The organism is Flavobacterium silvisoli (genome assembly GCF_004329815.1).
Taxonomy (GTDB): domain Bacteria; phylum Bacteroidota; class Bacteroidia; order Flavobacteriales; family Flavobacteriaceae; genus Flavobacterium; species Flavobacterium silvisoli.
The window spans coordinates 91,716-104,430 of sequence record NZ_SJPE01000002.1; the positions used below are offsets into that span (position 1 = coordinate 91,716).

The 12,715-nt window shown below is 39.7% G+C and carries 10 protein-coding genes; 7 read left to right on the forward strand and 3 right to left on the reverse strand.

Annotation, left to right across the window (positions count from 1 at the left end):
- Nucleotides 1-5 precede the first annotated feature (5 nt).
- The 5 genes from EZL74_RS02725 to EZL74_RS02745 all read left to right on the forward strand — a co-directional run bounded on the left by EZL74_RS02725 (nt 6) and on the right by EZL74_RS02745 (nt 5,503).
- Complete coding sequence (locus EZL74_RS02725) at nt 6-1,280, forward strand: tetratricopeptide repeat protein (RefSeq protein ID WP_131475058.1); 1,275 nt, start codon at nt 6-8, stop codon at nt 1,278-1,280.
- Entirely contained in the window at nt 1,280-1,831 is a 552-nt protein-coding gene (gene lptC, locus EZL74_RS02730; protein ID WP_131475059.1) for an LPS export ABC transporter periplasmic protein LptC, read from the forward strand. Before EZL74_RS02725 ends, lptC begins: the two co-directional genes overlap by 1 nt.
- A 2-nt stretch (nt 1,832-1,833) precedes the next feature.
- Entirely contained in the window at nt 1,834-2,031 is a 198-nt protein-coding gene (locus EZL74_RS02735; RefSeq protein WP_131475060.1) for a hypothetical protein, read from the forward strand.
- 3 nt (nt 2,032-2,034) lie between these two features.
- Nucleotides 2,035-3,294 (forward strand): hemolysin family protein, encoded by a 1,260-nt coding sequence (locus EZL74_RS02740; protein WP_131475061.1) that lies wholly within the window; start codon nt 2,035-2,037, stop codon nt 3,292-3,294.
- Between the two features lie 109 nt (nt 3,295-3,403).
- Nucleotides 3,404-5,503, forward strand: a complete 2,100-nt coding sequence (locus tag EZL74_RS02745; RefSeq protein ID WP_131475062.1) for a peptidylprolyl isomerase — start codon at nt 3,404-3,406, stop codon at nt 5,501-5,503.
- A 102-nt stretch (nt 5,504-5,605) separates the two neighbouring features.
- Here the strand turns inward: EZL74_RS02745 and EZL74_RS02750 are convergent, their stop codons facing one another.
- From EZL74_RS02750 to EZL74_RS02760, 3 genes are read right to left on the reverse strand one after another with little or no spacing between them, the layout of a single operon-like run.
- Nucleotides 5,606-6,526, reverse strand: a complete 921-nt coding sequence (locus tag EZL74_RS02750) for a GYDIA family GHMP kinase (RefSeq protein ID WP_131475063.1) — start codon at nt 6,524-6,526, stop codon at nt 5,606-5,608.
- Between the two features lie 19 nt (nt 6,527-6,545).
- A complete protein-coding gene (locus tag EZL74_RS02755) occupies nt 6,546-7,862 on the reverse strand; it encodes a hydroxymethylglutaryl-CoA reductase, degradative (protein WP_131475231.1) in 1,317 nt (438 codons plus the stop codon).
- A gap of 9 nt (nt 7,863-7,871) precedes the next feature.
- On the reverse strand, nt 7,872-10,634 hold the full coding sequence (locus EZL74_RS02760) for an AsmA family protein (protein WP_131475064.1): 2,763 nt from the start codon (nt 10,632-10,634) through the stop codon (nt 7,872-7,874).
- Between the two features lie 196 nt (nt 10,635-10,830).
- Here EZL74_RS02760 and EZL74_RS02765 point away from each other — a divergent pair, with 196 nt between their 5' ends.
- Both EZL74_RS02765 and EZL74_RS02770 read left to right on the forward strand, forming a co-directional pair.
- The gene (locus EZL74_RS02765) at nt 10,831-11,478 is read left to right on the forward strand and encodes a glycerophosphodiester phosphodiesterase (protein WP_131475065.1); all 648 of its coding nucleotides are present in this window, start codon (nt 10,831-10,833) and stop codon (nt 11,476-11,478) included.
- Entirely contained in the window at nt 11,475-12,689 is a 1,215-nt protein-coding gene (locus EZL74_RS02770) for a BaiN/RdsA family NAD(P)/FAD-dependent oxidoreductase (RefSeq protein WP_131475066.1), read from the forward strand. The genes EZL74_RS02765 and EZL74_RS02770 overlap by 4 nt, the downstream gene beginning before the upstream one ends.
- Nucleotides 12,690-12,715 lie beyond the last annotated feature (26 nt).

Consider the following 12,715-nt stretch of genomic DNA (forward strand, 5'->3'; position numbering starts at 1 on the left):
GTACTATGAAAGCAATTTTTTCTATAATAGGTGTTTTATTTTTCGCAAACATCAACGCTCAAAAGTTTGACTGTTCTTCAAAAATAAAAGAATATCAAGAATTATTTCAAGCCAAAAAGGTGACCGAATCATTCACCGCTTGGACCGAAGTAAGCAAAAATTGCCCCAAACAAAGTGAGTCTGTTTATACAGACGGAATTGAAATTCAGCAATTCAGAATAGACAACGCGGCCTCTCCGGAAGACAAAGAAAAATTGGTTCGTGAACTGTTGAAACTCTACGACCAATACAATAGAAACTTCCCATCATCCAGTGCTGATTTCGAAGTTAAAAAAGCCTTGGCTTTGATGGATAGCAATGTAGGAACCAATCAGGAGATTTATAGCTTATTAGACAGCAGTTTTGCAAAAAACCCAAAAAATCTAAGTGACGCCAGAGCCATTTATACTTATTTTAATCTGTATTTTGAAAAATACCAAGCCGAGAAAACAAAAGTTACATCGGATATGGTCTTAGACAAATACATGGTGATTAGTGCATTGCTTACAGAACTGGAAACTGACAAACCTGAAAAAGAAACGGAATATAAAACAGCAGCCAGAGGCGTTCGATCTTTGGTAAAAGAGTTGGCTACCTGCGACAACTTATCAACCTATTACGAAAAAAACTTTGAAGCCAATAAAGAAAACGCAGAATGGCTGACCACTGCCTTGAGTAATTTGACTATAAAATGTGGCGGAGAACCCATATACAATGCTATAGCCGAAGCTAACTACAAATTAAAACCCACCTCCAAATCGGCTTATTTTATGGCGGTAACCTGCATAAAACAACACAGACTCCCGGAAGCCATACAGTACTTTACTGAAGCAGAGGCGTTAGAAACCGATCCGTTAGAAAAAGCCAAATTAGATTATTCGTTGGCTACCGGATTACTCAGTAAAGAAAAAGAAAAATCAAAAGCTTTATTAGTCAAAGCCTACACTTTAGACCCTAAAATGGGAAAAGCTTATTTGTTTTTAGCTGAGCAATATTCAAACAGTGCCGAAGAATGCGGAAAAACTGATTTTGAGAAAAAAGCGGTTTACTATTTGGCAGAAGAAACACTAAAAAAAGCTGTTACGGCTGAACCCAGATTAAAACCAACAGCCGACAGAATGATTGAAAGATTCGCTTCAAAAAAATTGACCGATAAGGATATCAGCGATAAAAAAATGAACGGAAAATCCATAACCATAGGTTGTTGGATTAATGAAACTATCACTTTCCCCAAAAAATAATGACTTTTTTCTCCAAAAATAGCATTCCGTTGCTTTTGGCCGTACCTTTTTGTTTCATGGTAATTGCCTGCGAAAGTAATTTCAGAGATGTGCAAAAAATGGGAATATCTGAGTTCACACCCAGCGGTGATGCGGATTCAATCAATTTAAAATACACCGATTCCGGCAGAATAACCGCTAACTTGGTAAGCCCCAAAATGCTGGATTACGCCACGGTTGAATTTCCGTTTACCGAATTCCCCAAAGGCATACATTTAACGTTGTTTGACAAAAACGGAAAACAAACCTTAGTTGTTGCCGATTATGCCGTGTCGCACAAAGCCACTAATTTAATCGATTTGCAGGGACACGTAAGAATATCAAGCCAAAGCGGAGATTTATTAGAAACCGAACAACTGTACTACGATCAAAAAAACGAATGGTTTTTTACCGAAAAAAGATTTAAATTTACTTCAACCAAAGGTGTTTCCTATGGTGAAGGCATTGATTTCAGCAAAGATTTCAAAAAAGTAAACTCACAAAAAATATCAGGACAAGTCCAATCAGAATAACCATGAAATACTTAAAATTCACCCAATACGCTTATCTAATCGCCGGAATATTATTTGCTTTTGACGCCTATCAAAGGTATCAGGAAGGCGAAACCAACAAAGCTTACATCAGTATCGGATTTGCTGCTGTGGGGGTTTTTATGTTTTTCTTCAGAAGGAATTTCGGAAAAAAATTTCAAGAACAAAACAAAAAGCCATAATCTATGGAAATCGGAATCATCATTCTTTGTTTGATACTTTCCGCTTTCTTCTCCGGGATGGAAATTGCCTTTGTCTCTTCCAATAAAATCTATTTGGAAATTGAGAAAAAACAAGACGATTTTATCTCTAAAATCCTAGCCAAACTCACGCAAAAACCGTCCAAATTTATTGCTACCATGCTGGTAGGCAATAACGTTTCTATGGTCGTTTATGGTTTTTTTATGGGGGATTTGCTCATGCATTGGTTTGCTACCTTTGGGTACCAATTTTCGGATTTGACCAATTTGTTGCTTCAAACCACGCTTTCGACTTTAATCGTTTTAATGACTTCTGAATTTTTGCCCAAAGTTTTTTTTCAGATTTATGCCAATACGGCCATCAAAGTATTTGCTCTTCCCGCCTACTTTTTTTACTGGTTGTTCTATTATATTTCTTCATTTATGCTTTGGATTTCAGATTTTATCCTGAAGAAATTTTTCAAAACCGAAGGCGATCAAATCAACCTTTCATTCAGCAAAACAGAACTGGGTAATTTTATTACCGAACAAATGAATGCTGTAGAAGACCACGAAAGTGTTGATTCGGAAATACAAATTTTTCAGAATGCTCTCGAGTTTTCAGGCGTTAAAGCGCGCGACATCATGACGCCAAGAACCGAATTGGTAGCGGTGGATTTACACAGTTCAATAGTTGATTTGAGAACTCTTTTCATCGAAACCGGCTACTCGAAAATACTAGTCTATTTCAATTCATTGGACGACATTGTGGGGTATGTCCATTCGTTTGAATTGTTTAAAAAACCCAGAAGCATCAAATCGGTCATGATCCCGGTAGAATTTGTACCCGAAACTATTTTCATCAAAGATGTCATGAGTTTGCTGACCAAAAAACGAAAAAGTGTGGCGGTGGTTTTAGACGAATACGGCGGAACCTCGGGCATCGTAACCATGGAAGATATTGTAGAAGAGCTCTTTGGCGAAATTGAAGACGAACACGATTCGGACGAAGCTTTATCCGAAGAACAAATAGACCACAAAAACTATTTATTCTCTACCCGACTCGATGTGGAGTACCTTAACGAAACCTACAATCTCGGCATACCTGAAAGTGACTCCTACACTACATTGGGTGGTTATATTGTCGACTTTTCAAAAGAAATTCCGCAAAAAGGAGATCAAATTACCATTGGTAACTTCCTATTTAACATAGAAGAAGCTTCGAACAAAAAGATTGAATTGGTTAAAATTACTATAATCGATTAATTTCTTTAAAAAAATCAAAAATTTATTTGAAATTATAACTGGGTGAGTATTATTATTTCACAGATAATTGTATTTTCGCAAACTGAATTAAAAATTAACAAAAATAGAAATGGCAGTTTTATCAAAAATTAGACAACGCTCAGGTATCCTTTTATTGGTTATCGGTTTTGCACTATTATCATTTGTGGTGCAGGATTTATTTACCAAAGGTTTCAAAAGTTTATCAACCGACGTAGGAAGCGTAAACGGAAAAGATATTTCTTTTGATGAGTTTAGAGTAAAAGTGGCAAACGTTGAAAAAAATGCGCAAAACGGTCAAAGTATGACTCCGATGCAGGCTTCAAACCAAGTTTGGAACCAAGAAGTAAATATTGCTTTGCTTTCGGCTGAATTCGAAAAACTGGGTATACGCGTTGGCGAAAAACACATCATCGAAGTTTTAAAATCAGATCCTAATATTGGTCAAAATAAAATGTTTTTGAATGCGGCCGGAAAATTTGATTTGAACAAATTCAAAGACTACTTCAAAACCAATCCGGAAGGTCTTCAAATGTTGAAAGAAAGAGAGAAAGACGCCGAATTGAACGCCAAATACCAAATCTACAATTCTTTGGTAAAAGGAGCCATGTTTACTACCGAAACCGAAGGTAAACTAAAATACGAAGCAGAAATGAACAAAGTAACGTTTGACTTTGTTTCTGTTCCTTACTCTACTGTTAAAGACAGCGACGTAAAAATATCTGATGATGAAATCTTGGCTTACATGAAAACCAAAGAAAAAAGATTCAAATCAGAAGAAAGCCGCGAATTGGATTATGTTTTGATTCAAGACAAACCATCAGCTGCTGACGAAGCAGAAATCAAGAAAAATGTTGACGGATTATTATTGCCAAGCGTTCGTTACAACAAAGAAACCGGTAAAAATGACACCATTCCCGGATTCAAAAGTGTAACAGACAATGCTGAATTTGTCAATGCAAATTCCGATATTCCTTTCGACTCAACTTACGTAACCAAACAAGATTTACCGGCAGAACACGCTGACGCGTTATTTGCTTTACCTGTTGGTGATGTTTACGGACCTTATATGTATAACAATTACTATTGTATTTCAAAAGCATTAGGAAGAAAAGCGGGTGCTAAAGCAAAAGCCAGTCACATCTTAATCAGCTGGGAAGGGACACAAGTTCCGAACAAAAAAGAAAAAAGAACCAAAGAGCAAGCCAAAGCAAAAGCAGAAGGCTTGTTAGCACAAGCTCAGGCAAATCCTGCTATGTTCCCTATATTGGCAATGTCAAACTCTGACGACTCATCTGCTCAAAATGGTGGTGATTTAGGATTTTTTGCTCCGGGTCAGATGGTAAAACCGTTCAATGATTTCGTATTCAATAATCCTATCGGAAAAATTGGTTTGGTTGAAACCGAATTCGGATACCACATTATCAATATTACCGACAAACAAGACGCTGTTAGATTGGCAACGATTGCTCAAAAAATTGAACCGTCTGAAGCTACCAATGATAAAATTTATACTCAGGCAACCAAATTTGAAATGGAAGCAGCGGATAAAGATTTTGCTACTTTAGCCAAACAAATGAAACTAACCGTAAATCCTTCTGTAAGAGTAAAAGCCATCGATGAAAGCTTCGGTACTATTACCAATCAAAGACAAATCGTAAAATGGGCTTTTGACAGCAATACCAGCATAGGCGATGTAAAACGTTTTGAAGTGGTAAATGTTGGTCATGTTATTGCCAAATTAAAATCGATTACTGAAAAAGGATTGATGTCGGTTGATGAAGCCAGAACTCAGGTAGAATTGGTTTTGAAAAACAAAAAGAAAGCAGAAAAAATCAGAGCTAAAATGAATGGGGCTTCGCTTGCGGCTATTGCGGCTGCTAACAAAGTAAGTGTTCAAAACGCGGTTGATTTGACTCTTGAAAACCCAGCTATGCCAGGTGCAGGTTACGAACCAAAAGTAGTCGGAACAGCCTTTGCTTCAAAAACAGGACAAGTTTCTAAACCAATAGATGGTAATTCGGGAGTATATGTAATCGTTACTAAAACTGTTACTAAAGCTCCGGCCTTGAAAAAACACGACGAGTACAGTGCGAAACTGCAACAACAAGTTGTAAACTATTCAGGCAGAGTAATGCCGGCATTGAAAAACGATGCAGACATTGAAGATAATAGAGCGAACTTCTACTAGTCAGTTATAAAACCTATATAAAAAGGCTGTTTCAATATTGAAACAGCCTTTTTTAATTTAATGATATTCGCTTCAAATATTGTGCAAAAATTCAAGTGGGTTCTAAATTTCAGCAATCATATCTTTGTAAGGAATCACCGTTTCATAGCCTTTTGCCCTGAAATATTCCGTGGGGTCATCCTTAGAAATACTCAGTACAAAATCGCCGCCCCAAGCGCCTAAGCTTTTAACCACACCGTCAAAATCTTCAAACAACGTTTCTTTTACCGTGGCCAATTCTAAGATATTGCTCAACTCAATTTCGTGACGTTGCAATGCCAGAGCAAATGTTTTGGGCTCTGTGGCCGTAACCACGGTTTGAGTTAAAGCATCAATTACCGGAATTGATTTGTAAATATGATGGTTCTTGCCAAAATATGACGTAATCGCTTTCCGGCTGTTTTGCTTTTTATTCAGATAAACGAAAAAGATTTTATCCGTAAAATCGGGATGAAAATCGACCAATTTTACCACAGGTTTGTCATCAATCAGCTGGTAAATGATCCCTGAATTGTTTTGGGCACAGGCAATGTCATAACCACTACCGCCAAAACTTTTTCTCAGCAACTCAAATGCATCCAGCTTTAACCATTGTGCAATATTATTAATTAGGGTAGACGATGTTCCCAAACCCCATTTCTTGGGAAATGTCAGTTCTGTTGTTATATTGTACCCTTTCCCTTCCGTAATAAAATCAGAATCGATTAAATATGCCTCATGCAGTATTTCAATCAGGGTGTTTTTAATGTCGTGAACGGCGTCAAAACGCTCTTTCCGAACCACCGAAGAAAACGGAATAGTTTCCTTGAACCAAATACTGCCATCGCTGTCAAAACTGGTCCAGTGAATCAGGTTTCCTTCGGCTTCTTCTACCTTCAGGTTTTGACCGTACTTGGTAGGCAACGCAAAGGCTTTCGCCCCGTCAAGCACCACGTATTCGCCTGTGATGAGTAATTTACCGTTGCTGTAAAATGTTTTCTTCATGCTTCCTGAACAATTGTAACTACTTTCTAAGGTTCTCAATCAATTCTACTACCGAAGCGTGAGAAACCGTATGATTTTCAAAATGTTTGGCAATGGCTTTTCGCTCGTCAGCCGTGGCTTGGTATTGATTTAAAATATTGTTCAGGTGCATTTTCATGTGTCCTTCCTGAATCCCCGTAGTGGTCAACGAACGCAGTGCCGCAAAATTTTGCGCCAATCCGGTTACTGCTACGATTTGCATCAATTCCTGAGCAGAAGGCTTGCCCAGTACTTCCAAAGCCAGCTTTACCAAAGGATGCAATGAGGTCAATCCTCCCACAGTTCCCAAAGCCAGCGGGATTTCCATCCAAAAGGTGAAGATTCCGTTTTCTATTTTGGCATGCGATAAACTTCGGTATTGGCCGTCTCGGGCAGCATGAGCGTGTATGCCTGCTTCTACCGCCCGGAAATCGTTTCCGGTGGCCAAGACCACCGCATCTATCCCGTTCATAATGCCTTTGTTGTGGGTAACGGCTCGGTACGGTTCGATTTCGGCAATGCGAACGGCTTGCACGAATTTCTCAGCAAACAACTGAGGATTTTCTATTTTCTTCTCGGCCAACTCTTCTACGCTGCAAGAAACCTCAGCCCGCACGATACAATTGGGCACATAGTTAGACAAGATACTCATCACCACACTAATGTCTTTTTCCGTTTCGGAAAATGCTTCGTAATGCAGTGCCGTTTCTTTCAAGGTTTTGGCCAATTGCTCCAAACAGGAATTGATAAAATTGGCGCCCATACTGTCTTTGGTGTCAAACGTAACATGCAATTGATAATAATGCTCCATTTCGGTCGTTTTATCCCTGAGCTCCATAGCCAAAATACCGCCGCCACGTTTTTGCATATTTTTGGTAATGCTATCTGTGGAAGCAATCAAATCATTTTTGACCTTATCAAAAAACGATTGTAGTTTGGCAGTTGCGCCCTTAAAAATAAAGTGAACCTGTCCTATTTTTTCGGTATTCAAAACGGTGGCTTTAAAACCTCCTCGGGTACTCCAAAACTTAGCCGACTTGGCAGCTGCCGCCACCACCGAACTTTCTTCAATAACCATAGGAACCGAGTAATACTTCCCGTTAATCATAAAGTTGGGAGCAATACCCATGGGCAGGTAGAAATTGGTAATGGTGTTTTCTATAAATTCATCGTGTAATTGCTGCAATTTTACATCGGTATTCCAATACTGCTTCAACGTAGCAACAGCTTCGGAAGGATTGGAGAAATATGCATTGGCAATCCACTGTATTTTTTCTTCTTTGGATAATTTGGAAAATCCGGTAACGGCATTATTCATATTTGTCATTTATTTTTTGGGCTCAGTCGACAACGGAGTCGGCACTTCACCTTCATATTCTGTTTCTTTTAAATCTTCGGTTTGTTTGCCCAGTTTTACTTTTGGATTCTCCTGAGTTCCGGTAACTTTAATCGGAATTCCGAATAGTCCAAAGGGCGGCAATCCCAATCGCATTTTAATATTCAAATTGCCATCAAAACTGGTTTGTCCTTCTATTCGAGGACGGAAACCGGCCACTTTGAACTTAAAACGATCAATATTGATGATGTTATTTTTAATGGTGGTTTTAATATTGACTTCCGTTACATCCGGATTTTTCATCGCCTCTTTGCCCGTCTTCTGACTCACCACTCCAAACATTTTAAATCCTTTCATTTTCACTTTTCTTACCGATAACGTACCGCCACCGGTTAACGAAGGGTAGATGGGCGCCATGTTGTGATCCAAGATACCGGCGACTTTGTAATCGAGGGAAATAATCCCTTCGGCACTCTGGGCAGCGCTGGCCATTTCGCGGAACAATTTGACTTCCTTGTAAGCTCGTTTCACATCAAAATCCTTTGCCAATACTTTAAAGTCAAAAAAGGCTTTTTCGGTTGATTGGCTTCCGTAAACCACATCCATATTGACGTTGCAACCAATCATATTAAAACCCGAATTCCTGAGTTCCAATCGGCCTTTATTGAGATTCATTTGGCCTTTGAGCTTTTCCATTTTCAATTCCTGAAAATTAACTTTATCTGCTGTGGCCGAAAGTTGTAAATCAAAATTTTCCGGAATCACCACCACGCCCGATGCAGCCGGTTGAATGGAATCGGTTGAGGCTTTCGCCGGAGTCATTGCCATAAATTCATCAACATTGATGTAATTGGAATGGAGGTTGAACTTTCCTTTTAGAATGGCTTTTGGTGTCAAAACAAAATCGATTACATGCTGCAAATAACCGTTCATTTTGAAATCAGACTGGCCGTAAGCGGCATTGAAATCCTTAAAGTTCATTTTGTCCTGATGGAATGCAAAAGTCCCGTCTTTAATGACAAACGGTTTCGGCAAATACTCCGAAGTGGTTTTGATGTTTCTCAGTTTCAGCACGCCTTTGTTCTGAAGTTTGCTGTACCGCCCGTTCAGGGCATCTGCCTGCGATCCTTTGAAGGACACATCGGCATTGACATAGCCGTCAACGTCTAACCCTTTTTGGGAAAACACCTTGTAAATGCGACCCAAATCCAATTCGCCTTTGGCTCTGATGTCGTATTGGATGTTTTCAAAATTTTGCAATTTGGCATTCAAAAAGATGGGTTTGCCCTCAAACACAAAAGAAACCGGGGTCAGGTTAATTTTTAAATCTTGCATCGAACCATCGGTATCTAAAATCGTGGCCAAGACATTGATATTTTGTATCGGATTAGGATAATAATTGGTTTTCACAAAACCGTTACGCAACGAAATTTTGCCCTTAGTCACCGGTATTTTACCGTGGGATTTATCATAAACGCCATTGGATTTGACATCCATCGCAAGCATCCCGCGCAAATCCATATTTTGCAAGCCCAAAGCCTGATCCATTTTGGCCAAATCGATTTTGGTATTGATTCGAGCATCAAGCGTTGGCGTGGACAAGCCTTCGGTTTTAATGATGGCTTTGACGTAATCTTTCCCAACATTGAAGAAAACCGAATCGATATTGACCTGCAACTTTTCAGGCTCCAGCGAAGGGAGCTTGGTATCAAAATTCAAAAAAATGTTCGAGGCCGGAAACGGGGCTTTATTGTAATTGATATAGCCGTCACGGATTTTCATATTGAAAGCCAAATCGGGTTTTTGATTCTGAGACGCGATGTATTTGCCTTTTAGAGTCAGCAACAAATCGGTGCTCCCTTTTACGTTGGATTTATCGAGCCAAGTCACATAATGCGGCGGCAAAGCAGTAAAGAAATCGTTGAGCTTGCTGTTTTCCGATTTGATGTTGAAATCCATATCGTAGCCGTTGCTCAGGAAGTCGAATTTTCCTTTGAACTCTACCGGCAGCCGGTTGATTTTGAGGTTGTTTTGTTCAAAAATGAACGCCAGGGAATTGGTATTAATCTTGGTAATCAAATCGGCATTGACTTTCTTGTTTTTGAGGTATTGCTCTCCGTTATAGGTAAAGTCGAAAGACGCAATTTTGGCTTCGGTATACAAATCAAATATGGCCTTATCCAAATCGCCTTTACCAATATATTCAAACCCTTTGGCATCAATAAGCATCTTGGTTGATTGATCGTCATACACCAAATGAGCATTCAGAATAGCTATTTTTTCGAGTCGCAAAGCGGTGTTTCCGGTGGTGTCTTTTTCGGTCGCTTTGGCATCTGAAATATACACATTGTAATTGGCTTCCCCTTTTTCATTGACTTTTACATTGATGAATGCATCGGTCACATAAATCTTATCGATGTTAATTTTTTTGTCAAACAACAGCGAACCCACATCAATCCCAAAAGAAATTTCATTGGCAGAAACCAGCGTTTCATCTTTATACGGTGCCGATCCTTTGAGTGAAAAATCGGTCAACGTAAGGGTTAGCGACGGAAAATGATTGAAAAAAGACAAATTCGCCTCTTTGAAATTGAGCTCCCCATTGAGTTTTTTATTGGCGAACGCTTTTACTTCTTCGGCAATTCTCCCAGGAAAAAGTATGGGAATCAAAAACAGCGCTAACAATACCGTACCAAGGATAATTCCGGTAACCTTTAGGATTTTGACCACTATGGACGGGGACGGTTTTTTCATGCTACAAAATTAGGCTTCCGCTTACTGCCAAAAAAATTTAAGCCAATTATTTTTATAAAAATACAAAAAGCCGCACACAAAAGCGCTGAACGTAAAAAATATTGATATGCCGACTCACTGGGTTACAGATTTACCGGTTCTTAAAAATCGGAGCGTGTCGGGGTAATGCGTATCTTTGATCCCTTTAAAAATCAATATGCTCAAAATCGGACATCGCGGTGCCAAAGGACATGCCGCCGAAAACACCTTGGCTTCCTTTCAAAAAGCGCTGACGCTTGGCGTTGACATGGTTGAATTGGACGTGTACCTGAGCAAAGAAGGTGTTCCCGTGGTCATTCACGACAAAACGGTAGATCGAACCACCTCAGCCTCGGGTTTGGTTTCTGATTTTAGCGTATCCGAATTGGAAAAATTAGGCATTCCTTCATTGGAAGCTGTTTTTCAGTTGGTCAAAAATCAATGCGAAATCAACCTCGAAATCAAATCGTTTGAAACTACGGAAGCGGTCCTGAAATTAATAGATTCGAAACGGTTTGAAACAGAAAAACTCCTCATTTCGAGCTTTGATTGGAACGCTTTACAGGAAGTGCGTTTTCACGATAATACGCTGCGAATCGGGGTTTTGACCGAAACGGATTTGGATTTGGCCATAGCCTTTGGCAAATTCATCAAAGCCTACGCCATCCATCCCCATTTTCATTTGATTGATTCTGAAAAAGTCGCTCTAATTAAAAAGAATCATTTTAAAATTTTCCCTTGGACGGTGAATGAGCCCGAAGATATTATCTTTGTTCAATCGCTGGGTGTTGACGGCATTATTAGTGATTTTCCGGATAGACTATGAACAAAAATTTCGACATTCTTATTGTAGGCGGCGGGGCGGCCGGTTTTTTCACAGCTATCAACATAGCAGAAAAAAATCCGAAGTTGAACATCGCCATTTTAGAGCGCGGAAAAACCGTTTTGGAAAAAGTACGCATTTCCGGCGGTGGACGCTGCAATGTAACACATGCCTGCTTTGTGCCGAATGATTTGGTGAAATTTTATCCGCGGGGCGAAAAAGAATTGCGCGGTCCGTTTCATCAGTTCTGCTCGGGCGATACCATCGAGTGGTTTGAGCGGCATGGCGTTGAACTCAAAATTGAAGAAGACGGCAGAATGTTTCCCACTTCTGACAGTTCGCAAACCATTATCGACTGTTTTTTATCCGCGGTGAAAAAGCTAAAAATTGAAGTACTGACCGGCCACAGCGTGCAATCTATCTTTAAAGGTGACGGCTACTGGAAAGTAGAGACGAATCACGAAACTTTCTCCTGCCAAAAACTGATCATGACCACCGGCAGTAATCCGAAAATCTGGGAAATGCTACACGTCATAGGACATACAATTGTTCCTCCGGTTCCGTCCCTGTTTACGTTTAACATTAAAGATGCTCGCATCAAAGATTTGATGGGTGTTTCGGCTTTCGCCAAAGTAACGGTTAAAGGAACAAAACTCGAAGCTTCCGGGCCCTTACTGATTACCCACTGGGGCATGAGCGGCCCCGGAATTTTAAGGCTTTCGGCCTGGGGCGCGCGAGAACTTTTTGCCAAAAATTATCAATTCACACTCGAAGTGAACTGGCTCAATGAGACTACTCATGATGAAGCCCTCGAGACGCTCAAAGAGTTGAAACAAGAACATGCCAAGAAGACGGTGGCCAAAAAATCACCGTTTGATTTTCCCAACCGTTTGTGGGAAAGTTTGGTGTTGGCTGCCGGAATTTCCGTTGAAACCAAATGGGCAGACTTATCAAAAAAACAATTAATTAATTTGGCTAGCCAACTCACCAACGGACAATTTCAAGTGAATGGCAAAAGTACTTTTAAAGAAGAATTTGTCACCGCGGGCGGCATCGACTTAAAAGAAATCAACTTCAAAACCATGGAAAGCAAATTGCATGAAAACCTGTTTTTTGCCGGCGAGATTCTAAATATTGACGCGATAACCGGTGGATTCAACTTTCAAAACGCCTGGACCAGTGGATTTATTGTTGCCAATGCAATAACAAAATAATTCTTATTTTTTTTCTTGTAGGTGTT